19 protein-coding genes are annotated in these 22,951 nt (G+C 38.2%); 15 read left to right on the plus strand and 4 right to left on the minus strand.

What is annotated here, in order from left to right; translation table 11 throughout:
* Positions 1-549: an RNA 2',3'-cyclic phosphodiesterase gene (thpR, locus tag AMET_RS03830; RefSeq protein ID WP_012062043.1), complete on the plus strand. Its 549-nt coding sequence runs from the start codon at positions 1-3 to the stop codon at positions 547-549.
* A 38-nt stretch (positions 550-587) separates the two neighbouring features.
* Here the strand turns inward: thpR and AMET_RS24115 are convergent, their stop codons facing one another.
* Both AMET_RS24115 and AMET_RS03840 read right to left on the minus strand, forming a co-directional pair.
* Positions 588-1,139 (minus strand): VanZ family protein, encoded by a 552-nt coding sequence (locus AMET_RS24115; protein ID WP_012062044.1) that lies wholly within the window; start codon positions 1,137-1,139, stop codon positions 588-590.
* Positions 1,140-1,194: 55 nt separating this feature from the next.
* On the minus strand, positions 1,195-2,826 hold the full coding sequence (locus tag AMET_RS03840; RefSeq protein ID WP_012062045.1) for an MBL fold metallo-hydrolase RNA specificity domain-containing protein: 1,632 nt from the start codon (positions 2,824-2,826) through the stop codon (positions 1,195-1,197).
* Between the two features lie 375 nt (positions 2,827-3,201).
* On the opposite strand from AMET_RS03840, the gene AMET_RS03845 reads away from it, so the two are divergent.
* The 5 genes from AMET_RS03845 (at position 3,202) to AMET_RS24120 (ending at position 8,355) form a co-directional block, all read left to right on the plus strand.
* Positions 3,202-3,888: a hypothetical protein gene (locus AMET_RS03845; RefSeq protein ID WP_012062046.1), complete on the plus strand. Its 687-nt coding sequence runs from the start codon at positions 3,202-3,204 to the stop codon at positions 3,886-3,888.
* Positions 3,889-4,316: 428 nt separating this feature from the next.
* Positions 4,317-5,300, plus strand: a complete 984-nt coding sequence (locus AMET_RS03850) for a TAXI family TRAP transporter solute-binding subunit (protein ID WP_012062047.1) — start codon at positions 4,317-4,319, stop codon at positions 5,298-5,300.
* Positions 5,301-5,339: 39 nt separating this feature from the next.
* The gene (locus AMET_RS03855; RefSeq protein ID WP_012062048.1) at positions 5,340-5,825 is read left to right on the plus strand and encodes a DUF1850 domain-containing protein; all 486 of its coding nucleotides are present in this window, start codon (positions 5,340-5,342) and stop codon (positions 5,823-5,825) included.
* Entirely contained in the window at positions 5,822-7,777 is a 1,956-nt protein-coding gene (locus AMET_RS03860; RefSeq protein WP_408626392.1) for a TRAP transporter permease, read from the plus strand. Before AMET_RS03855 ends, AMET_RS03860 begins: the two co-directional genes overlap by 4 nt.
* 233 nt (positions 7,778-8,010) lie before the next feature.
* Positions 8,011-8,355, plus strand: a complete 345-nt coding sequence (locus AMET_RS24120) for a MerR family transcriptional regulator (protein WP_012062050.1) — start codon at positions 8,011-8,013, stop codon at positions 8,353-8,355.
* Between the two features lie 146 nt (positions 8,356-8,501).
* On the opposite strand, the gene AMET_RS03870 is transcribed toward AMET_RS24120, so the two are convergent.
* Entirely contained in the window at positions 8,502-9,368 is an 867-nt protein-coding gene (locus tag AMET_RS03870) for an aminotransferase class IV (RefSeq protein ID WP_012062051.1), read from the minus strand.
* A gap of 155 nt (positions 9,369-9,523) precedes the next feature.
* Between AMET_RS03870 and AMET_RS24125 the strand changes: the two genes are divergently transcribed.
* From AMET_RS24125 to prfB, 8 genes are all read left to right on the plus strand, one after another.
* Positions 9,524-9,949 (plus strand): flagellar protein FlaG, encoded by a 426-nt coding sequence (locus AMET_RS24125; protein ID WP_242661386.1) that lies wholly within the window; start codon positions 9,524-9,526, stop codon positions 9,947-9,949.
* 59 nt (positions 9,950-10,008) lie between these two features.
* On the plus strand, positions 10,009-11,685 hold the full coding sequence (gene fliD, locus AMET_RS03880; protein ID WP_012062053.1) for a flagellar filament capping protein FliD: 1,677 nt from the start codon (positions 10,009-10,011) through the stop codon (positions 11,683-11,685).
* A gap of 27 nt (positions 11,686-11,712) precedes the next feature.
* On the plus strand, positions 11,713-12,096 hold the full coding sequence (gene fliS, locus AMET_RS03885; RefSeq protein WP_012062054.1) for a flagellar export chaperone FliS: 384 nt from the start codon (positions 11,713-11,715) through the stop codon (positions 12,094-12,096).
* 5 nt (positions 12,097-12,101) lie between these two features.
* Positions 12,102-12,590: a flagellar protein FlgN gene (locus tag AMET_RS03890; protein ID WP_012062055.1), complete on the plus strand. Its 489-nt coding sequence runs from the start codon at positions 12,102-12,104 to the stop codon at positions 12,588-12,590.
* 1,113 nt (positions 12,591-13,703) lie between these two features.
* A complete protein-coding gene (hpf, locus tag AMET_RS03895; protein ID WP_012062056.1) occupies positions 13,704-14,237 on the plus strand; it encodes a ribosome hibernation-promoting factor, HPF/YfiA family in 534 nt (177 codons plus the stop codon).
* 228 nt (positions 14,238-14,465) lie between these two features.
* Positions 14,466-15,077 carry a DUF5317 domain-containing protein gene (locus AMET_RS03900; RefSeq protein ID WP_012062057.1) on the plus strand — a complete coding sequence of 204 codons (612 nt, stop codon included), beginning with the start codon at positions 14,466-14,468 and terminating at the stop codon, positions 15,075-15,077.
* Between the two features lie 111 nt (positions 15,078-15,188).
* Positions 15,189-17,888, plus strand: a complete 2,700-nt coding sequence (gene secA, locus AMET_RS03905) for a preprotein translocase subunit SecA (protein WP_041720323.1) — start codon at positions 15,189-15,191, stop codon at positions 17,886-17,888.
* Between the two features lie 28 nt (positions 17,889-17,916).
* Positions 17,917-19,027, plus strand: a protein-coding gene (prfB, locus tag AMET_RS03910) for a peptide chain release factor 2 (RefSeq protein ID WP_157047145.1) whose coding sequence is annotated in 2 segments (ribosomal slippage) — positions 17,917-17,991 and positions 17,993-19,027 — 1,110 coding nt in all. Because the reading frame shifts where the segments join, the coding sequence is not laid out codon by codon here.
* A 94-nt stretch (positions 19,028-19,121) separates the two neighbouring features.
* Here prfB and AMET_RS03915 read toward each other — a convergent pair.
* Complete coding sequence (locus tag AMET_RS03915; protein WP_012062060.1) at positions 19,122-19,571, minus strand: YaaR family protein; 450 nt, start codon at positions 19,569-19,571, stop codon at positions 19,122-19,124.
* 178 nt (positions 19,572-19,749) lie between these two features.
* Between AMET_RS03915 and AMET_RS03920 the strand changes: the two genes are divergently transcribed.
* Positions 19,750-22,947: a DUF6240 domain-containing protein gene (locus AMET_RS03920; protein WP_012062061.1), complete on the plus strand. Its 3,198-nt coding sequence runs from the start codon at positions 19,750-19,752 to the stop codon at positions 22,945-22,947.
* The last annotated feature ends 4 nt before the right edge of the window (positions 22,948-22,951 follow it).

Here is a 22,951-nt window from a genome sequence, read left to right on the forward strand (position 1 = left end):
ATGAGGGTTTTTATTGCAATTGAACTTGAAGAAGAAGTAAAGAAAAAGGTAGAAAAGATTCAAAAAAAGCTAAAGAGTTATGCTCAGAAAGGGAAGTTTACTGACCCTGGTAATTTTCATCTAACCCTACGATTCATTGGAGAGGTGGGTGAGGCTGAAATAAAATCAATCAAAAATGCCATTGAAAAAACAGCCACAAAGGAAGGGTTCTTTGAACTGGTCATGGATCAAGTAGGAAGTTTTCCTAAAAAAAACAAAGAAATTGTATGGGTGGGTGTAAAGGGGGAGTTGGATCGTCTGCAGAATCTTTATAAAGACCTTGAGGATGCATTGGAGGGAGAAGGGTTTTTAAAGGAAGGACGTCAATATAATCCACATATTACTTTGGGGCGAGAAATTGTTTTGAATAGACCACTTCCGAGTATTCAGGAGGAAATAAAAGTGATGGAGTCTATCCTTAGTGTGCAAAAGATATCCCTGATGGAGAGTGTAAGGATAAATGGCAAATTGGTTTATCGGCCTATTTACGTGAAGTCTTTAAGAGTATAAGGCGATTTAAATCGTTTTTGATCATAATAAAGGACCCTTTAATGCAAGGGTCCTTTTTCATTTGACCATTTTTTTGTAATAAATATGGCAAAGAGAATTAAAAGTGTGGCAAAGGTAATGCCAATTGCGTCTATGAACACATCAATTAAACTACTGACCCTGCCATCCACAAAGGATTGGCGAAATTCGTCTAGAGCGGCAAATACAGTGGTCAGGATAAAGGCGAATAAAACCGCTGTGGTAGACTTTTTTGTATATTGGTTGAACAAGAAGAAAATAGCGATGGTGAGACAGAAAAAGACAACCATATGAGCGATTTTTCTAAGAATAAACTCAATAATAACGGGATTTGCCTTTGCATAGACATAAAAGTCATTACTGGCAGTTTGAAAGGGTGTCAATTCATTTGAATCCATGGGAAGGCGTTGTGCGATGATTTCTGCCATCCTAATAAAGTAAACATCAAATCTCATGATAAAAGTGTTAAATTCCTTAAGAATTGGTAAAACCCGTAATCCAGGAATAGAAGACAAGTAAAAAATTCCCCCTATTATACCAATAACAATCATCCAAGCCTTCCATTTTTTCATTGGTGCTCCACCTTTCCGACTACTCTTGATCACTTCAAAAAAAGGGGGAATAATCCTATTCCCCTAATAACATGCTAATATCTAGAAGCTCTCTTTGTAAATCGAATAATTTGTTTCTAAGCTCATCATATTCTTTTTTTAATACTTTGTCATCCATAAAACGATCGGTTTTAGAAACCAAGCTTTCAAATTGATTATAAACCTGCTGCAGCTCTTTCTTTATGTTCTCTTTTTGTTGAACTGGCTCTAGCATTTCTCCTGAGAAGGCTTTTAAAACGTCATCCTCTATCTGGAAGGAATATCCCATGTTAGGAATAATGGTTGGGATATCAAACTTTTCTTTAATCAAAGAAGAAAGATTATCTAAGGAGGTGTCCTCACCATGGACCAAGAAAACTCTTTTGGGTTTCTTTTTAAAGTGACCAAGCCATTCAATAAGGTCTGTTTGGTCAGCATGTCCTGAAAAGCCCTCAATACTGTATATTTCAGATAAAACAGCGATTTCTTCCCCAAGAAGCTTTACCTTCTTTGCGCCGTCTTTCAGTATTCGACCCAAGGTCCCCTGAGCTTGATACCCTACGAAAATAAGACTGTTATTAGCCTTCCATAAATTATGCTTTAAATGGTGGCGAATTCGACCACCGGTACACATGCCGCTGGCAGAGATGATCACCTTGGGATAATTGGATTCATTTAATCGCATGGATTCCTTGTGGTCTCGGACAAAATGTAAATTTTCAAAATCCAATGGATTACTGCCACCAAGGATCAGCTTCTTCGTTTCATCATCAAAACAATAGGAATTCTTTTTAAAGACCTCAGTTGCAGAAATAGCCATGGGACTATCAATATAAATCGGGATACGCATAAAAGCATCTAATTCGTTATTGGCTTTGTAGTATTGACTTAATTCATAAATAAGCTCCTGGGTTCTACCTACTGCAAAGGAAGGGATAATAACTGTACCTCCTCTGAGGACAGTTTTATTAATGGTACTCATTAACTCATCCATTCTTTGTTCAACATTTTCATGGACACGATTTCCGTAGGTAGATTCAAGAATAAGGTAGTCCGCATCATCAATGATTTCTGGATCTCGGATCAGAGGCTTGTTTTTCATCCCTAAATCCCCAGAGAAAACAATTTTCACCGTATCTTTTTCTTCAGTAATCCACAGCTCAATAATAGAAGAGCCTAATACATGTCCTGCATCCCGGAATCGAACCGAAATACTTTCATTTAAATTAATCTTTTGGTTATAAAGAACTGAATCAAAATAGCGAAGACTTGAGAGGGCATCCTCTACTGTATATAAAGGCTTAATGGGAGGCTTACCAGATCTTTTACGCTTACGATTTTCCCATTCTACATCGGATTGCTGGATATGTCCACTATCGACGAGCATAATTTCCGACAAGTCCTTGGTTGCCTTTGTACAGAATATTTTACCATTGAAGCCTTCTTTGACTAATTTTGGAATCCGACCACTATGATCAATGTGTGTATGACTGAGTAAAAGAAAGTCGATCTCTTTAGGATCGTACTGAAAGGGCTCATAATTTAAGGCTTCTAATTCATTGCTACCTTGAAACATACCACAGTCTAATAGGATTTTGTGTTTGTCTGTACTAATTAAGACATTGGAGCCGGTCACAACCTTTGCGGCGCCGAAAAATTGTATTTTCAATTGAATTCCCCCTCGAGTTTAAAATATTATGCTTTATTATCTATACCCAAACTTAGGTGTAAACCTTCACAAAGAATGTGAATTTCAAAATATTTTTAACGAAGGGAGATAAAGGATTTTCATAGAAAACATCGAAATTAGAATGTATTATGTAAATACATGTAGAAATTCAGACAACAAACCAAGGTGGAAAAAATAAGAAGACAAAAACAAAAAAGGCTGATTGCCAATGAAAACCATTGACAGTTAGCCTTGTTATTTCTAAAATAAGAAGTAGAGAGAAAGTCTTTAAAATAGAAAATAACCGGCATTCATAGCATATAATAAAGTAGGGAGAAAGAGGATTTATTAAGTTCAAAAAGGGGGATACGATGGATGGTGAAAAATAGAAAGAGAAAAAGAAATAAACGGTTAGTTGCATTGTCCATGGTCGTATTTTTCTCATTATGGACTCTTTTTGTGTTATATCCTAATCCCTATCACCTTTTTGCAAGTGTCTATCGTATGTTCCGGCCGGCGGTTGATGCAGCAGCGGTAGCTGAATTAATGGAACGGGCTCCTGGGGACCCAGAGGAAATAGAGAGGTTTGTTTTGAAGACAATCCCCTATGAGTACAATTGGCAGACATTTGGAATGCCCTTTTACTTTCCTACTACACAGGAGGCAATGACGGTGGGAGCTGGAGATTGTAAGGTTCGATTTATTGTATTGGCATCGCTATTTGAAGCCATGGAGATTCCTTATCAACAAACATTTTCATTAAGTCATTTCTGGGTTTCCTATGAGGGAAAAACACAAAGTGGCATAGAGCAGGATCAAAATGCATTTTTAACACGAACAGAAGAAGGAATAAGGCTACAAATTCCTAAGGAGAATATTAAGGATTCTCTTAATGTACTATGGGAAGGATTTTGGGTATATATGCCTCTTCATAGAAAAATATTGTTCTTAATGGGATTCCCTTTAAGCATATTAGTGGGAGTTTTAACCAATAGAAGAATTGTGAAGAAAGTGAAAATAAAAACGGAAAATAGTGAACTGGGTGAAGCCATAAGCGTATAGTGAAATACCTATGAGTTAAGGGCAGTGATATGAAAATCCAGGGGGAATATAGGGATAATTGATGGAAAAAGAAAGAAAGATGTCATTTCAGTCCATTTTGCAATGAAAACAATTAAAGATATTTTATACATTTAATTGAATAAACATGAAATTTAAAAGATGAATCTTTGATAATTCAAGGAGTGTGAGTGCTGGCATAAAATGCATACCTATGAAGTAGATCTAAAATATTAGCTAATAAAGGGGTGGATTTTCCGACGAGGAAAATTTACCCCTTTTCATAATGCAAGAAATGATATATAATATTGCAAAACAGCAAAAAGTTAAAATGTAATGTAAAAAAAGAAAAATGACATGAATATAGTTACTTTATTAAGAAGAGCTAGTGTAGTCATTTTCACAAAAAACAAACTAATGGAGGGAAAAAAATGAGAAAATTAATCGCAGTACTATTAGTTACACTATTAATGCTGGTTGGGTGCGGACAACAGTCAACGGGAGGAAATGAGGGACAACCCGAAGAGAACTCAAATCAATTCGTGACTGTTGCAACGGGACCAACCAGTGGCGTATATTATCCAATTGGAGGCGCAATTTCAAACATTGTACAGCATGAACTGGGATATAGATCATCTGTACAATCCACTGGAGCATCGGTTGAAAACATCAACCTACTATTAAACAATCGAGCGGAATTGGCCATTACCATGGCTGATGCAGTATTGCAAGCATATCAAGGGTTTGGGGCCTTTGAGGATCAAGAACCAAAGGAAGAATTAAGGGGAATCATGAGCTTGTATCCTAATTATGTACAGCTTGTAACCTTAAAAAGCACAGGTATTGAAACATTTGAAGATCTAGTAGGGAGACGTGTAGGAGTAGGTGCACCAAACTCAGGAGTTGAGTTGAATGCAAGATTAATGTTTGAAGCACATGGGATGACATATGATGATATTCGACCTGACTACTTAAACTATGGGGAAGCCATCGATCAAATTCGAAATGGAATGATCGAAGCAGCCTTTGTTACAAGTGGAATTCCTAACTCAACGGTGATGGATCTTGGAACAACAAATGAAATCAAGATCATTCCAATTGAGGGAGAAGGAATGGAATATTTACAAGAGCACTACCCATTCTTCTCTGCAACGGTGATACCAGCAGGAACCTATGATAACACAGAAGATATTAATACAGGAGCCATTATGAATCTGCTACTGGTTAATGGCAGTTTAGAGGAAGAAGATGTATACAATATGACAAAGGGATTATTTGACCATATGGATATGATACACAATTCTCACAATGCAGCCAAAGAGAATATTAATCTAGAAAGTGCATTAGATGGAATGGTTGTGCCATTACATCCAGGGGCAGAACGATACTTCAGAGAAGTAGGTGCAATTCAGTAATGAAATTGAATCGGAAAGGAGGGGATTCCCTTCTTTTCTATGCTTAAATATAACATAAAAAGAATGTCTGTTATTTTAATCATTGTTCTTGTGATGATCCCAATCCTTTTGGTAGGACGAGGACAGCTTTCGCTTCAATATGAATTGAACATTATGGATCAAGAAAATGAACAAGTACTCAAAAGTAAGTTGGTTAGACAGGGAGATGAAATTGCTTTTTACTGGATTCACTCTGTAGAGCATACCTCGTGGGTAGAAATTTTCACCCTAGAGGGACAACAGTTAAAGCTACAAGAAATTAGACTACAAGGTTTCGGGGCAGGAATTCCTCACGAAAGAGGTCAAGTGACGAGGGTTGAAGGTGGGGAAATAATCATGAGTCAAATTGATGAAGATTATGAAAGTTATCAATGGATCCATTCCCATACTGCTACAGAGAAAATTACAATAAATGGACAAGTGTTTATTAGAGCTGGGTCCTTACCCCATCATGGGTTTATGAAAATGATAATTAAAGAGAGGTGATTATATTGACTGATGTAAATATGGAAGTAAAACAACAGGAGTTGTTAGAGAAGTATGATAGTGAATCGCGGTTTCGTGTTTTTACAAATAAAACAACAGGATTTTTAGTGAGTGCTTTTGCGGTTGCTATTTCCTTATATCATCTATATGTTTCATACTTTGGCACTCCTGTTACATTGAAGCACAGATCCTTACATGTGGCATTAATTGTTGCCCTAGGATTTTTTGTTTTCCCAGGCTTTAAAAAGGCAAGACGAGATAGAATGCCGTGGTATGATTTAGGCTTAGGGCTATTGGCTCTGGCACCGGCAGCATATATTTGGATAGACTATTTAGGGATTGTACATCGAGCGGGTATTCCAAATCAATGGGACTTATTTATGGGTGTAATTTTAATCGCCCTAGTATTAGAATTAGTTAGAAGGGTAACTGGACTGGCGTTACCGATAATGGGAATACTCTTCATGCTATATGCTATTTTCGGACAGCAGATGCCTGGATTTTTTGGACATAGAGGATATCAATGGCAGGAGGTGGTAAACCATCTCTTTGTTTCAACAGATGGGATCTATGGAACGGCTGTAGGGGTGGCCTCCACCTATATTTTCTTATTTATTTTATTTGGTGCCTTTATGGCTAAATCTGGAATGGGTCAATTTTTTAATGATATTGCCTTGGCATTAGCGGGACATACAAAGGGGGGGCCTGCTAAAGTAGCTGTCATCGCCAGTGGGTTTTTAGGGAGTATTAATGGTGCCGCCGTGGCCAATGTTGTGACTACGGGAGCATTTACCATTCCCCTAATGAAAAAAACAGGATATAACGATGAGTTTGCAGGTGCGGTAGAAGCATCGGCTTCTGTTGGCGGGCAGCTGTTACCACCAATTATGGGAGCGGCGGCCTTTATCATGGCAGAGGTACTAGGGGTACAATATCGCGTCATTGTCATGGCAGCCATATTGCCAGCACTACTTTATTATGTAGGTATTATTACTCAGGTTCAAATGAGGGCCAATAAGAAAGGATTGAAAGGGATACCAAAGGATCAATTGCCAAAGGTAAAGGATGTCATGAAGGAGCGAGGACATTTACTAATTCCTCTAGTATTCCTAGTCTATATGCTTTTCTTTAGTGGTAAGACAATTATTTTTTCAGCCTTTCTAACAATTATTGTCACCGTTATGGTAAGTATGCTTCGTTCTACCACACGGATGAATGCAAAGGACATCTTTGAAGCCCTTGATTCCGGAGCAAGATCAGCTGTGCCAGTGGCCGTAGCCTGTGCAGCTGTAGGACCTATTGTGGGAGTTGCCAGTATTACTGGATTTGGTTTGAGTATGGCTTATGCAATTGTTTCACTGGGAGGAACCAGCTTACTCTTTACATTGATCTTCACAATGGTGACCTGTATCATCTTAGGAATGGGGCTACCCAGTATTCCGGCTTACTTGATTACCGCCACCATGGCGGCACCTGCCCTAGTACAATTAGGGATTGAGCCCCTTGTGGCACATTTATTTGTATTTTATTTTGCTATGTTTGCCAATATTACACCACCGGTGGCCTTGGCTTCCTTTGCAGCAGCGGGTATTTCTGGAGGAGACGCCATGAAAACCGGATTTGAGTCCGTGAAACTTTCCATAGCTGGATTCATTGTTCCCTATATGTTTGTCTATAATAGTGGACTGTTACTTCAGAATACGACATTAGCCCAAGGGACAGTCGTGATTGTCACTTCTGTTATAGGAGTCATTATGTTGGGAAGTGCGGCGGAAGGATACTTTTGGGCAACGATATCCATTGTACCACGGGGTATCTTATTTGTAGCTTCATTATTATTAATTAGTGCTAATTTAGCACAGGATGGTGTAGGTTTATTGATCATTGCCCTTGTATTGTTATTTCAATGGAGGAAAGCAAAACAGCAACACCGTGAAGTGATATCAGTTTAGTCTAGTTGCCGTATAATAAACCCAATAATAATTTTTGAAGAACCTGTATAGGAAAGTATTAAGCTTTCTTAGCAGGTTTTTTAGCATAGATAAGAAATGATATCTGAGTTATTATAGAGCCTAATAAAAGCCTATCAACTAAGTAAATTGTGCCCTAGATTAAAGGATTATGAAATATTTGTCGAAATATAAAGATATAGGGATATTATATATAACATAATGGGGTGGATCAGATGGCTTATCATATTTGCAGTGTTTGTGGCAGCTTTTTTGAACAAAATGGGCAAAAAAAATGCTTGAAGTGTCTAAATAAGGATGAGGAGCAATATGAAAAGGTAAGGAGTTATATTTCAAATCACCAAGGAGCCAGTGTTCTAGAAATTGCCTCGGAGACTGGGGTTTCGGCTAAGACCATTTTACGCTTTGTGGATGAGGGTGGATTTATTGTTGTGTCCAATGAGAAAGGGGAAAATAGGGTGATTGCACCAGAAAAAGAACAAGATAAAGGGATGGGCTACTATGCCAGAAGAACCAATGAAAATGGAGGAAGAAGTCGAGGATACGGAAGAAAAAAATAAATTTTACGACGGCTTTCATCGCTTCGAAAATCCAGCATCCATACGTATTCCATATACGCTACGGTGGCTGGATTTTCCTGTACATTAAACCTAGGTTTTTGTAGGATTTTTACGTTGTGGAATTATGTTTTTTATGGTTATCCTAATTATTTGTGACAAGGTTTTGGGTAAAGATAATTCACAATATAAGTCTCAATCAATTGGTCGTATGCCCCTTGAAGCTGTTTCATTAATAGATGTTCTGAGGAGGTATACTTTTTTTCATTTACTGAAGCGATGGGTAAAACCTTTGGGGATGTGCCAGTCAAAAATAGGGCTTCTACCTTATCTAAAAAAGAGAGGGGGATGGGTTGCTCTTTGACAGTAAGCCCTAAGTTTTGCCATAGTGTGATGACACGACTTCTTGTAATGCCTACCAATACATCCTGAGCTGTGGCAGTATAGAGAATACCTCCTTTAATACAAAAGAAATTAGACCGACTGCCCTCGGTGATCTCCCCCTTTTGATTGACTAAGAGAGCCTCATAGGATTTTTGGCCCGCCATGGCTTCGTTGATTTTTTCTCTAAAAGTCTGAGCCACAACCTTTGCATTGGGGTTTTCTCGTTGGGCTTCATATAAAATTGTATGAACACCCTCTGAATAGGCTTGATGAGAGGGATAATGACTGGGAATGAAAAACAAAAATAAATGAGGTTGTTGCCTATCATCATCATTAAAAATGATTTTAATATTTTTATCGGGAAATTGGTTTAGTTCAATTAAGCGATGAATTTCCCTTTGTAGATTTTCTTGGCTATAGGGGAAGTTCAGACCTAGGAGTTCAGCTGAATGAACAAAGCGTTGGAAGTGCTCCTCAAAAAAGAGGGGAACGCCTTGAGCCACTCGTAGGACTTCATAGATTGTAGGGTCATGATGTATCTGTAGGCTCTGAAAGACTTCAATAGGACAAACTTCACCATTATGTAAAAAGTATGCTTCGCTGACTTGGTTTTGAAGTTGATTTGTTTGCATGAATGAATAACACCTCCATTTACTCCTATTATTGTATCATCTCCAGTGGATGGATTACTATGAGTCCAATAAATATTTATAAAACCACTTAAACTTTTTCGAATAATGACCGATATATCCTATATAGAAGGAAATTAGGAAGGAGCCTAATGATAATGAAGATAGAAGGAGTGAACCAGCAACACCATTTTTCAGGGCAGCTAAATACCAATCGACAAGGAAGTCAGCAAAGAGCTGCCATTGCCGTAGAGGAAATACAATCTAGACAAAAAAATCCTATGGATGAAACAAAATCTAAACAAAAAAATGTGATGGATGAAACACAATTTCGAGAAAACCCAATGAAGAAAGAAGTCGATCAAGAAAGGTTAATGCCAATTATTGACCAAGCAAACAAAAGCTTTGAGGCCTTTGATCGACGCTTTGAGTTCTCTTTTCATGAAAAAACAAATGCCATTATGATTAAGGTAATCGATCGTAACAACGATGAAGTCATCCGTGAGATTCCACCGGAAAAGCTAGTGAATATGATGGCAAATATGTTAGAGGTGGCAGGTCTGTTAATTGATGAACGGGCGTAGTGGGGTATTGGTTACAATAGGACTAATGAAGAGTAAGTAAGAGAGGGTGAGACAAAACTATGAGAATTGGTGGAATCGCGTCAGGAATGGATACAGAACAAATGGTTAACGATCTAATGAGAGCTGAAAGAATGAGAATGGATCGATTTTTTCAGCAAGAACAAACAGTGAAATGGCGTCAAGAAGCTTATAATGACGTTAATAAAACAATGGCTAACTTTATTTTAGATACAAGAAAAGCATTTGGTCTGAATACCACAAGCAATACTGGAAGTATTCAGAATCACTCAGCTAAAAGTTTTGATTGGGTAAAGCAGGCTACTGGTACTAATGAAAATATAGTGAAATCTACAGCTACTGCAAATGCCATGAGTGGATCACATAAAGTTGAGGTACAGCAGTTGGCTGAGGTGGCTTCTGTGAGTACTGTGGATTTGAAGGAAGCCGCAGTGGTAGACGATAGTGGCAAATTCATACAGGGTGGAGAAATCACTGTAACCGCAAAAGATGGTAGCAAAACTATTGAAATCACAACAAGTATGACAATGAGTGATTTAGTAAGAGAAATCAACAATGCAACTGCAGATGCAGGAGATTCAGAAGGTAAAAGCTTAGGTTTAAGAGCAGCTTACGATAGTAGTTTGGGACAAATGATGATTACAACTAGGGAAAGTGGGGAAGAACAGACAATTAAAGTCACCTACGATGAAGACGGCCTTTCGTCGAAAATGTTTAAAGTGAAAACTGATGACGCCGATATGCCCATACCAGGAACTAATCCCTTTGAAGATATATCTGGTACGAATGCAAAAATCCTATTTAATGGCGATAAAGTAGACAAAGCCACCAACAACTTCTCCATCTACGGCATCAACCTACAACTTCAATCCGTTAGCGATATAGAGGTCACAATCAACGTCGACACAGATGTAGATGGTATTTTTAATCAAATCAGTGATTTTGTGAACAGCTATAATGAGTTGCTTGATACAATGAATGGAGCCACTGGTGAAAAGCATTATCGAGATTTTCCACCATTAACCAAGGAACAAAAAGAAGGAATGACAGAGAAGGACATTGAGGCGTGGGAAGAAAAGTCCAAAAGTGGTCTCCTAAAAAATGATGAAGTCTTAACCCGAACATCTCAGAGTATGAGAAGTAGCTTATACCAAGATGTTAACTCAGGTATTGACGAAGATGGTAATCAGATCAAGCTATCTGGATATAGTCATATTACCCAAGTAGGGATTACCACTGGGAACTATCAAAGCGGTGGAAAGCTAGAGATTAATGAGGAAAAACTTAGAGCGGCCATTAATGAGAATCCAGAGGGGGTAATGGACCTTTTTTTCAAAAGTCCTTCTCCATTACCTAAAGATGCCACAGCAGAACAGAAAAAACAACACAAATCTGAAACCGGGTTAGTTCAACGAATTTATGATGATATGACTGCTGGTATGAAGGAGGTCATCCGGCACTCAGGTCCCGGTGAGGATTCATCTCTTTATCGGAATGTACAATCCAACATGCTCATTGACTTTGTGACAGAGCATAGTTCCATCAGTCGATTAGATAAAGAACTCACCACTGTTAATCAAAGAATTGCTAGAGAAGAGCAGATATTGGCCAGAAGAGAAGAGAGATATTGGCAGCAATTTACAGCCATGGAAAAGGCAATGTCACAAATGAATCAACAAAGTGATTGGTTAATGGCACAAATGTATGGCGGTCAATAGAGAGAGCGTAAATAGGAGGCAATTTAAATGGCAATGCAAAATCCATATCAACAATACAAACAAAATAGTGTAATGACAGCCAGTCCTCAGGAATTAACCCTAATGCTTTATAATGGGGCATTAAAATTTATTAATGTAAGTAAGAAGAATATAGATGAAAAGAACATTGCCAAAGCCAATGAGTCTATTCAAAGGGTTCAAAGTATTATTCAAGAGTTAAACATTACATTAGATATGAACTATGAAGTTTCCAAAAACCTAAGGTCCCTATATACATATATACTGGAGCGATTAGTGGATGCAAATATGCAAAAAGATATGAATGCATTGGAAGAAGCTGCACAGATGATCACTGAGCTTCGGGATACCTGGAAGGATGCTATGAAACAAGCCAGAGTAGGAAATCGGTGATTGACATGAATGAGGAAATTGTCTCATATCTAATCCGCCTTAGTGAAGGCAAAATGGTGTTGATCCAGAGGTTATTTGACTTAACAGATGAGCAACAGAGGACACTCAAGGAAGAAGAGATGGATAAGCTGAATGATTTGATTTTTCAAAAGAAAGAAATCATGGACAAAATAGATGTGCTAGACCTAGAGTTTATCAATAAACTGGAAAACTTAAAGAAATCCCTAGGAATTCAGTCTTTATCCGATGTGCAAGAGGAGCCTGTTGCGGGATTTAAGGTACTTAAAAGTAAAATTCAACAAGTCTATCTAATGATGGAGAAAATCCAACAACTAGATAAAGGAAACCAACAGTTAATGGAGTTGAATTTAACTAAAGTTAAAAAAGAACTTAAAAACATTAAGGTAGGAAAGAAGGCAACCAAAGAGTATGGAAAAGGGTATGGGAAGGACAGTATGGAGCCTCCTTCGATTTTTATTGATAAAAAGAAGTAAATGAGGTATAATGGATAAGTGCAATCGAAGGTCTGTGGTTGAAAGTCCATGCCAGTCGCAGGCAAAAGGACCCACGTAAGATAGCAAAAAAATGAACTATTGATCATGGTGCGGCTTAGAGGTAAGTCCTGCCGGCTCTTAAGTCGAGAGGGGAAGTAGTGAAAGTAACCCTTGAGCAAAACCTCCAGCAGGCGAGTGTGGGGTCAAAGACCAGGTCAGCTTCTGATGCATTTGAAAAAGCTTCTGATTTATAATCAGAAGCTTTTTTTGATGTCTACTATTCTATCCACATATGTCGTACTAGACAAAATGAGAATTACGTCGAATTCAGGAATTGAAATGAGTGTTGTTTCGACAATAAAATACAAAGAAATAGAAAGGCTAAGGTCAAAAAAGGACTTAAGTCTAATTCAGTAGAAAATCATAAAAACCGTGCAATTTGGGGAAAAAATAGATGTAATAATATTAATGATTGAAGGTTTAAAAAATTTGTATGCCAACTGATATTTTTTCGACAAAAAAACCTTATCCCCCTATTATTCACATCAATATGCACAGCGTATCTCTGTGAAAAGCAAGTTATCAACAGAGTTATCAACATTGTCCACAGGTTTGCTATAAACATATACACAGGCAAAAAAAACCTTGGGGAAAAGAATATCAAGGAGAAAAACCCTAAAAAGAGTAGAATAATTATATAGGACAAGTTATAATTATGCACCAACTGTAATAAAATGTATCAATGTACCCTGTTGTATGCAATGAAAAACATTGATTGGCAAAGAGTTTAGAATGTTGCAAATACTAAGATCTGTCAAGTAGTTGAGGAAGTAAGACTTTTGTCATAGATAAAAAGTATAAAAAAATTACAAAAAAAGAGAATAAATTTACATTGCACCTCCGTTACTATTATATGGGGAACTAAAAAAAATAGTACAAAAAACTGTAAGCTTCGTTTGACAAGCTTGCAACTGGGTAAAATAAAAATATTAACATTAATCAAACACCTTAATAAATCATTATATTTCCTGATATTAAAATATTGGGAGTTTTACAACTTTAAGTTGGTGCAGATCAACTTAAAAGTCTATAGAGGTGAAAGGAGCTGGAGTTATGAAAGTAATTGTAAGCGGGAAAAACGTTCAAGTAACTGATGCGCTTAGGGATATGGTTCAAACTAAGTTGGGGAAGTTGGACAAATATTTCAATAAGGAAGTTGAAGCACAAGCAACACTTTCAGTACAAAAATCAAGACAAATCATAGAAATAACAATTCCATTCGATGGATCTATTTTAAGGGCCGAAGAGAAAACTGAGGATATGTATGCTTCCATTGATGGTGTAGTGAATAAGCTCACTAGCCAACTTAGAAAACATAAAACAAAAATGGAAAATAAAACTAAAAAATATGAAACCATTCGATTCGAAAATATTCCAACCTATGTGGAAGATGTAGATTCTGATGAATCTAAGATTGTAAAAACAAAGCGATTCGCTATGAAGCCCATGCATTCTGAAGAAGCAGTATTGCAAATGGAACTAATTGGACATAATTTCTATATGTTTGCTAATGCTGAAACTGACGAAGTCAATGTAGTTTATAAAAGAAAAGATGGAAACTATGGTTTGATTGAACCAGAGTTTTAAATAAAAAAGTATATAAAAAAGCAACCGGATACATCGGTTGCTTTTTTAATGTTAAATTCTTTAATGAATTTTATTGGAAATTCAAAATAACAGCAGGAAAACAAACAAATATACAGAAAAGTATTATTAATGATAAAATGAGATTTAATTAAGAAGAAGTAAGCGGGAATATTAGCAATACACCGAAGATAAATCATGTTGCAGAAATCATTGGAGGGTGGGTACTAAATGATCGTAGAGGGACTACTTTTAGGCTTATTAGTTGGAAAGTTAAGGGGAGGTCAGTTTAATCGTTTGAATCAAGGTCTTTTTCGCATGCCGTTTTTTGTGTTATTAGCCTTTGCATTACAATTGGCATTGGGGGTGCTGATTTCACTTGGGCAACAATGGGCTATGGATAACCGTTTCTATATGTATATTTTTTCTTATTGCTTACTGTTTTTAGGATTGTTTTTAAATTTAAGCAGACGTTCCATGTGGTTGATTTTAATTGGAGGGATTTTAAATTTTACGGCCATCATGTTTAATCAAGGGAGTATGCCCATTGATGTAGTAGCCTTAGAGACACTAGGCTTTGAAAACATGATACAGTCTATTGAAATTGGTGCTGCGCCTCAATATATTCCCATCAGTCAGGTGCAGGGATTCATCGCCCATTTGGGAAAGGTGTGGACAACACCTAGCTGGTATCCTTTAAAACAAATTTTTAGTATTGGTGATGTCCTAATATCCCTAGGACTGTTTGCTTTTATTCAAGGGGCCATGAATGCACGAGGACGACATTCTTCCTCGATGATCCGTTTTGGGTATAAAGGAAGGCCTAGAAAGGTACAATCCTAAAGGGGAATTAATTTAGCAGGAGGCTTGGCAATGAATCTAGCATAAATAGAATTGTCATTAAATTTAAAGCATGTTACAATAGAACGATAAAATATTTTTTGAGTTGATAATATGATAACAATTGAGGTGGGAAAGTTGAAAAGATTATTTGAAAAAGTTTTTGGTAGTGAAAGTGAAAGAGAGATTAAAAAAATAGATAAGCTAGCAGATCGCGTTGAAGCATTAGATGAAGAATATAAAAAGCTATCTGATCAAGCGCTCCAAAGCAAGACAGCAGAATTGAAGGGCCGTTTGAGCCAAGGGGAAGCACTAGATGACATTTTACCCGAAGCATTTGCCACCATGAGAGAAGCTGCATGGCGTGTGCTAGGAATGAAGCACTATCGTGTTCAAATCTATGGTGCAATCATTCTACATCAAGGAAGGATCTCTGAAATGAAAACAGGTGAAGGGAAAACCTTGATGGCAACACTACCTGTTTATTTAAATGCCCTTGCTGGAAAAGGCGTTCATGTTGTGACTGTAAACGACTACCTAGCCCAACGAGATTGCGAATGGATGGGTAAACTTTATGAATTTTTAGGACTTTCTGTGGGTGTTATTGTCCATGGGATTACAATTGAGCAAAGACGGGCAGCCTATAACGCTGATGTGACCTACGGAACCAACAATGAGTTTGGTTTTGATTACTTAAGGGACAATATGGTGATCTATCAGAAGGATATGGTTCAGCGTGAACAAAACTATGCCATTGTCGATGAAGTAGACAGTATTTTAATTGATGAGGCACGGACACCACTGATTATTTCAGGGCAAGGTGAAAAATCCACTAAGCTGTATCATATTGTGGATCAATTTGTTAAAACCTTAAAAATAGAAGACGACGTGAGCTTAGATGAAAAAGCAAATTCTGTTACCTTGACAGAAGATGGCGGGACTAAGGCAGAAAAAGCCTTTGGGATTGAAAACCTAGCAGATATGAATAATATGGAGCTTTCACATCATATTAACCAAGCCTTGAAGGCCCGTAATTTAATGAGACTAGATAAAGATTATGTGGTTAAGGATGGGGAAATTATCATCGTTGATGACTTTACGGGACGTTTGATGTTTGGACGTCGCTATAGTGATGGGCTTCATCAAGCCATCGAAGCTAAGGAAGGACTACAGATTCAACGGGAATCTAAGACCTTGGCAACCATCACCTTCCAGAACTATTTTAGAATGTACAGGAAATTATCTGGAATGACAGGAACAGCGAAGACGGAAGAAGACGAATTTAGAGCTATTTATAATATGGATGTTGTTGAAATTCCAACCAATAGAGTTATCGTTCGTGATGACCAAGCCGATGGCGTATATAAGGGCGAGCAAGGGAAGTTTGAAGCGCTTGCAAAGGACATTGAAGGACGTTATAAAAAAGGTCAGCCGGTTCTAGTTGGAACGATTTCAATTGAAAAATCTGAAGAATTAGCAACCCTATTAAAGAGAAAAGGAATTCCCTGTGAAGTATTAAATGCAAAGCACCATGAGCGAGAGGCGGAGATTGTGGCCCAAGCCGGAAGAAAGGGAATTATCACCATTGCCACTAATATGGCGGGACGTGGTACGGATATTATTCTTGGAGGAAATCCTGAGTTTTTAGCAAAGCGTGAAATGAAAAAGCGAGGCTATGCAGATGAATTGATTGCCAATGCCACCAGTCATCATGAAACAGATGATGAAGAGCTACAAGCCGCAAGAAAAGTGTATAATGACTTGTTAGAAAAGTTTAAGAAAGAAACAGAACAAGAGCATAAAGATGTGATTGAAGCCGGTGGATTGCATATTATTGGTACGGAAAGACATGAATCAAGAAGAATTGACAACCAATTGAGGGGTCGTGCTGGAAGACAGGGAGATCCTGGCTCTAGTAAGTTTTATATCTCCCTTGAGGACGATTTAATGCGTCTTTTCGGTGGAGATAAGATGTTGAGCATTGTTGAAAAGATGGGTCTAGAGGATGACGAGGCAATTGAGCATGGCATGCTTTCTAGATCAATTGAAAATGCCCAAAAGAAGGTAGAGGGTAGAAACTTCGGTATTCGTAAGCATGTACTACAATATGATGATGTCATGAATAAACAGCGTGAAGTCATTTATGGTGAAAGAAAGAAAGTACTAGCTGGAGAAAGCCTGAAGGATCATGTACTGAACATGGCAAGAAATATTATTAATGAAGCCGTGGCCATCTATACCGCCGATGCTAAATATCCTGAAGAATGGGATTTAGTTGGATTGGGAGAGTACTTGGCAGGTATTTATATGCAAAGAGCAACCCTAAGCTTTGATAATATAGAAGAATTAACCGTTGAAACATTACAAGAACAAATTTATGAGACCAGTGAGAAACTGTATGAGGCCAAGGAAGAAGAAATTGAAGCAGAGCGTATGCGAGAGCTTGAGCGAATCATTGTACTGCAGGTAATTGATACAAAATGGATGGATCACATTGATGCCATGGATCAATTGCGTCAAGGGATTGGACTTCGGGCCATTGGACAGATAGATCCTGTGCGTGCTTATCAGGTTGAGGGATTTGATATGTTCAATGCAATGATCAACAGCATTCAAGAAGATACTGTTAAATATCTATTCAATGTAGAGCCTCAAGCGAAGGTTGAAAGAAAACAAGTGGCAAAGCCTATTGAAGCTAGCCATGGTGATGGGAATAGAAAAAAAGCCCCTGTAGTAAAGGAAAAAGAGGCTGGGAGAAACGACCCATGTCCATGTGGTAGTGGGAAGAAATACAAAAAATGTTGTGGAGAGTAAGGCATCTTCAAAATTAAGAGGTGAATGTATGTTAAATTTAGATATGTATAAGCAACAACTGTCAAAATTGACAGAAACAATAGAAGAAATGAGGGCTTCCCTTTGACATTGAAGGGAGCAGTCTGCTAGTAGAAGAGCTAGAGTCTAAAATGTCCCAGGAAAATTTCTGGGATGACCAAGATAAAGCCCAAGAGATTTTGAAGGAAGCAAAGATGGTTAAAGATCGAATCGAAGATTATCAAAGTGTCATTGATCAAACTGAAGAGGTTCAAATGATGATTACCTTTACTGAAGAGGGAGATCAGACCTTCGAAAAGGAATTAAAAGAAACCATCAATCAACTGGATGTCCGTGTGAAAACCATGAAAACAGCCACATTACTTCAGGGACAGTATGATAGATTCAGCGTAATCCTATCAATTCATGCAGGAACTGGTGGTTTAGATGCTCAGGATTGGGCAAAAATGCTGATGCGTATGTATAGCCGATGGGCAGAAGCTAAGGGATATGGAGTCGAAATCTTGGATTTAATTCAAGATCCAGAGGCGGGCATCAAAAGTGTGACCTTTCTGATTGAAGGAATCAATGCCTATGGATATTTAAAGGGAGAAAAGGGCGTACATCGTCTTGTTCGTATTTCACCCTTTGATTCATCGGGGAAGAGACATACGTCCTTTGCCTCGGTGGATGTCATGCCAGAGCTAGATGATTCCATTGAAGTGGAAATCAACCCAAATGACCTGAAAATAGATACCTATCGGGCCAGTGGAGCCGGCGGACAGCATGTCAATAAAACAGATTCTGCTGTACGGATTACCCATATTCCCACGGGTTTAGTGGTGCAATGTCAAAACCAACGGTCACAGCATAGTAATCGGGAAACTTCGATGAAAATGTTGAAGGCAAAGTTGATCGAACTCAAGGAACGGGAGCAAAAGGAAAAGATTGAAGATCTCCAGGGAGAATATAGCCAAATCGCCTGGGGCAGTCAAATTCGATCCTATGTTTTTAACCCATATAATCTTGCAAAGGATCATCGTACCAATACTGAAATGGGCAACATCCAAAGTGTGATGGATGGTGACATTGATTTATTTATTAATGAATATTTAACCTGGAGCTTAGGGCAATTGTCCTAAGCTCTATTTTTTTCGGTAATATTTCAATCCATGAAAAAACCCCAGGGGATCCAATAAATAGGATCCTGGGGTTTGGCTTGTCAGTATCGTATCACTACATAAACACATCTAATAGCATGCCACGGATATCGTCTAGACGCTTGATAATGGAAAGTCGATCGACTTCCTGCTTTAAGAAGTCCTGGGTAATACTTTCTAGCTCACGATCTACATTTTTCACAATAGAATAGACTCGATGACGACCACGGCGATCTAAAAAGTTCTGTTTTGAAAAGTGATGGGAATTTTTAACGGCTACGTCCATGAATTCCCGGACTAGTTTTTTATATTGAATCACATCGGATAAATGTAATTTATCGCTAATCCGATCTGATTGTACAGTGATTTCGTTGTATAATTTTTGCAGGTGATCTCGAACCTGTTCAGACTTAATGCCTTCCAATTTAGAAATAAATTCTTGCTTGGGAGCAGCCTTTGTTGATCGGGGAGATCCTTCGAGTTTATGTAATAATTCCATTGGATTGACACCATCAATTCGATTCATCTTTTTCGCTCCTTACATGATTCTGCTATAAAAGCTTCTTCTATTATACATTATCGGCTAAAGAGTCGAAAGACATTAGTAAAAATTGTGATCAAAATATGTAGTCCCTTCAATTAAAGAAAGTGACGAAATATGACGATAGAATACATGAGATTACAAAACAAGGAGCGATACAACTATGAATCCTTTTCATTTAGGAAAATCCCCAAACAAATTCATTTCAAATGCGTATCCACGGTCAATGACTCCCTTTAAAATCACGGGGACTTTAGTACAAAAGCAGGATCAGACCGTTACCATAGAATTAGGCAACCGTAAATTAATTGAGCTTCGACTAAAAAACGCCCTAGAGGGTAGGGTGGGAGATCAAGTTTCAATTGAGCGAAGCCAAATTTCAAATTCCAGGATTCTACATCAAGACAAGCAATCATCCCTTGGTAAAACCGAAGGGCATCAATATGGAGAACTGTTAAAGGAAATGAAAGTAGCAGCTACTGAAGAAGCATTGCAGGCAATCAAGAGGCTAGAGCAGCATGGATTGCCGATTAAACGGGATAATGTCCTTGGATTTATGACCACAACAAATCACCTAGATCAAATCGTACAGGGCCTAGATCATCAAACGGCCTTATATTTGATTGAAAAGGAAATGGATCTCGAGAAGGATTCTCTTCAACAAGTCGCCAAAGCCGTAAAGGAAGGGAAGCAGGAGAAGGAGGGATTTTCCTTTTTCAAGTTATTTGATAGGGGTAGAAATTTATCTACTGAGAAGGCTGAATCCATTGCCAAGGAGCTTTATGGAAGCAAGATGGGGAAGGATGTTACGGATATCATTAAAGCCCTTCATCAATCGGGAACTGAAGTGAAGAAAAAGACAATTAACCGGGTAAATGAAATCTTCATGAAGGTAAATGAATTAAAGGCAGGTGGAAGTGAAACCCTTGTGGATGCTGTGAAAAACAAGGTAGACGCATCCATTGATAGTTTATATAAACTGAAAAAAGCAGTGGTAAAAAATCATATACCCAGTGGTGAAAAGGTAGGTGGCGTCGCCACTAATACCTATGGGGCACTGTCTTTTAAGAATGGGCCGGTGAGTGAGCAGGCATTACAGGTAATGGAAGAAGAGATTGGCGGAATTTTAGAAGCAAATGGACTGAAAAATAATGGTGAAAACATAGATTTGGCAAAGAACTTAATCAAAGCCCAAGTACCAGTCACAAAGGAAAACATTGAAAAAATTAAAGACATGCAAAGAGATATTAGAGAAATCAGTGGCAAATTGAATTATGAAAAAACAGCTATTTTACTAGAATCTGGAGTGGATGTGGAAAAAGAAAGTCTAGAAAAACTCACTGAAAAACTTCGGCAGCTAGAAGCACAGATAGAAAGAACACCTGTAGAGCGGGCAGCACTAGAAGCCAAAGCCCATGAGATTATGAAGGATATTCAAGGGCTTCAGAAGCTGGAGGACAAAGACCTCATTCAGTTGTTAAAGCTAGATGCTGATTTCAATCTGGAGGAGTTAAGCCGGCTCTTGGATTCTAAGATGGGAGTAGGGGGCAAGGATTTACCTGAGGGAGTAGAAAAAGGGATGGAACGCATTTTTTCTGCTCATATCAATGTAATGAAGCCCTTACGGGACCTTCAATCTTTGAATTTTAATACCCTTGCCTTTCAAATGAAAAATCAATTGCCCCTCAGTTTAGAAGGATTGGCAAGAAGTCATCGAATGCTACAGGGTGAAGAAGTGACTTCTCTAAAGGAAGAGCAACTTCAAATGCCTCAGGAGATCAACAAAGAGACAATGAAGCAGGTAGAGAGTCATGTTAAGGAAAATGGTAATGAATTGGGTCTTCACGGGAAACTAATGAATATGGATGGAATCCAAGCTTTAATTAAGAACCAGCTCCCTCTCAATCAACAAAATATGCTGAGACTCTATGAAGCACAGCAGCAGTTCCAAGAAATACAAGGAGGACTTACCTCTCAAATGCTAATGAAAGGGGTCCATGCAGGCCTACAAATTGAAGTCATGGAATTACAAGAATTGGCTAGCTTTATACAAGAAAATGCGGTAGAAGCCTTAGGTGCATACTCTTTTATGGATGGATTGAAGCGGGTTCAAGTATTGGATATCCTGCATCAGATTGATATAGAAACACTAAACTTTCATCACAAGAACGCCTTGCCCATGACCATTGAGGCACTGGAGAAGAGTGCTCAATTTTTACGGGGTGAAAACAACCAGCAGGGGTTTATTGACGCATTAAAAGAGATTGGTGTAGAGACCCTTCCAACAAAGGAAATGCTGGATGGATATGAAAAGATGAAGACTTGGGAAATTGAACGGGCACTCAATGATCCTTATGTCAAGGAAGGACAGCAGTATCGGGAAATATTGCGAGCAGAACAGCATTTACATCGAATTACCCAGGGATTAAGTAAAGGCACTGTGGAGATCATGGAGAAGGCAGGTCTACCCTTGGAGAAAATGCCTTTAGAGGAAATTGTACAGCATTTGGAAAAAAATCAGCAGAAAGAAGTGTCCTCTGAAAAGGGTGGATTAAATCAGATGCTTGAAAAGCTCCAGCATGCAGGGGTAAATCGTGAGCATATTGTTTCATTATTATTAAAAAATGCCATCCCTCTGAATTTAAAGGAAGTCCAGAGTCTATCTCTACTCTTAAAGAACCAGGAACAGGTGGGACATCAAATCGGGGCTATGGTTAAGGAACTGGCAGGCAATCAACAAGAAGAAATAAAAGAAATCCATCATAAAATGCAGGATTTACTTCAAGAGATATCCAGTCAGGTTAAATCTGGAAAGGTACAAAATGAAAGACCCTATGAAAAGATTGCAGAGTTGATCAAGGAGCTAGAGGGAAAGCAGCATCTATTAGATGAACAGACAAAGGGACGGCTACAACAGACCAGTGATAAATTGTTAGAATCCTTAGAGATCCAAGGTAGGTTAAATAAAGAGGATATGGTTTTGCAGTTACCATTTTTAATGGAAAATCAATTTAAGAATTTACAGATCTATGTGATGAATCAGAAAAAGGGAAGCAAAAAAATTGATCCCAAGAACATGTCAGTTTTATTAAACTTCGACACAAATCATATGGGTAATATGAATATATATGTGGCAGTGAATGGAAAAAATGTTGTCATGAAGATGGGTGTCATCCAGGGTGAGGACCAGAAGCTAATCGAGGCCTATGAAAAACAGCTTCATGGTTTGTTTGAAGCCTTAGGATATGAATTAAAGGACCTATCCTATCGAGTAGAAAAAGAGCAACACATCTTAACAATGATGGATGAAGTGAATCAGGAGAATGGCGTGCAGCGGAATGCACTTGACATTCGGATATAAGAGG

Source organism: Alkaliphilus metalliredigens QYMF, from assembly GCF_000016985.1.
Classification (GTDB): Bacteria; Bacillota; Clostridia; order Peptostreptococcales; family Natronincolaceae; genus Alkaliphilus_A; species Alkaliphilus_A metalliredigens.

Excerpts from the sequence above, each read along its gene's own strand:
- thpR (WP_012062043.1), top strand. The coding sequence starts at position 1 with ATGAGGGTTTTTATTGCAATTGAACTTGAAGAAGAAGTAAAGAAAAAG.
- AMET_RS24115 (WP_012062044.1), bottom strand. The coding sequence starts at position 1,139 with ATGAAAAAATGGAAGGCTTGGATGATTGTTATTGGTATAATAGGGGGA.
- AMET_RS03845 (WP_012062046.1), top strand. The coding sequence starts at position 3,202 with ATGGTGAAAAATAGAAAGAGAAAAAGAAATAAACGGTTAGTTGCATTG.
- AMET_RS03850 (WP_012062047.1), top strand. The coding sequence starts at position 4,317 with ATGAGAAAATTAATCGCAGTACTATTAGTTACACTATTAATGCTGGTT.
- AMET_RS03855 (WP_012062048.1), top strand. The coding sequence starts at position 5,340 with ATGCTTAAATATAACATAAAAAGAATGTCTGTTATTTTAATCATTGTT.
- AMET_RS24120 (WP_012062050.1), top strand. The coding sequence starts at position 8,011 with ATGGCTTATCATATTTGCAGTGTTTGTGGCAGCTTTTTTGAACAAAAT.
- AMET_RS03870 (WP_012062051.1), bottom strand. The coding sequence starts at position 9,368 with ATGCAAACAAATCAACTTCAAAACCAAGTCAGCGAAGCATACTTTTTA.
- AMET_RS24125 (WP_242661386.1), top strand. The coding sequence starts at position 9,524 with ATGAAGATAGAAGGAGTGAACCAGCAACACCATTTTTCAGGGCAGCTA.
- fliD (WP_012062053.1), top strand. The coding sequence starts at position 10,009 with ATGAGAATTGGTGGAATCGCGTCAGGAATGGATACAGAACAAATGGTT.
- fliS (WP_012062054.1), top strand. The coding sequence starts at position 11,713 with ATGGCAATGCAAAATCCATATCAACAATACAAACAAAATAGTGTAATG.
- AMET_RS03890 (WP_012062055.1), top strand. The coding sequence starts at position 12,102 with ATGAATGAGGAAATTGTCTCATATCTAATCCGCCTTAGTGAAGGCAAA.
- hpf (WP_012062056.1), top strand. The coding sequence starts at position 13,704 with ATGAAAGTAATTGTAAGCGGGAAAAACGTTCAAGTAACTGATGCGCTT.
- AMET_RS03900 (WP_012062057.1), top strand. The coding sequence starts at position 14,466 with ATGATCGTAGAGGGACTACTTTTAGGCTTATTAGTTGGAAAGTTAAGG.
- secA (WP_041720323.1), top strand. The coding sequence starts at position 15,189 with ATGATAACAATTGAGGTGGGAAAGTTGAAAAGATTATTTGAAAAAGTT.
- AMET_RS03915 (WP_012062060.1), bottom strand. The coding sequence starts at position 19,571 with ATGAATCGAATTGATGGTGTCAATCCAATGGAATTATTACATAAACTC.
- AMET_RS03920 (WP_012062061.1), top strand. The coding sequence starts at position 19,750 with ATGAATCCTTTTCATTTAGGAAAATCCCCAAACAAATTCATTTCAAAT.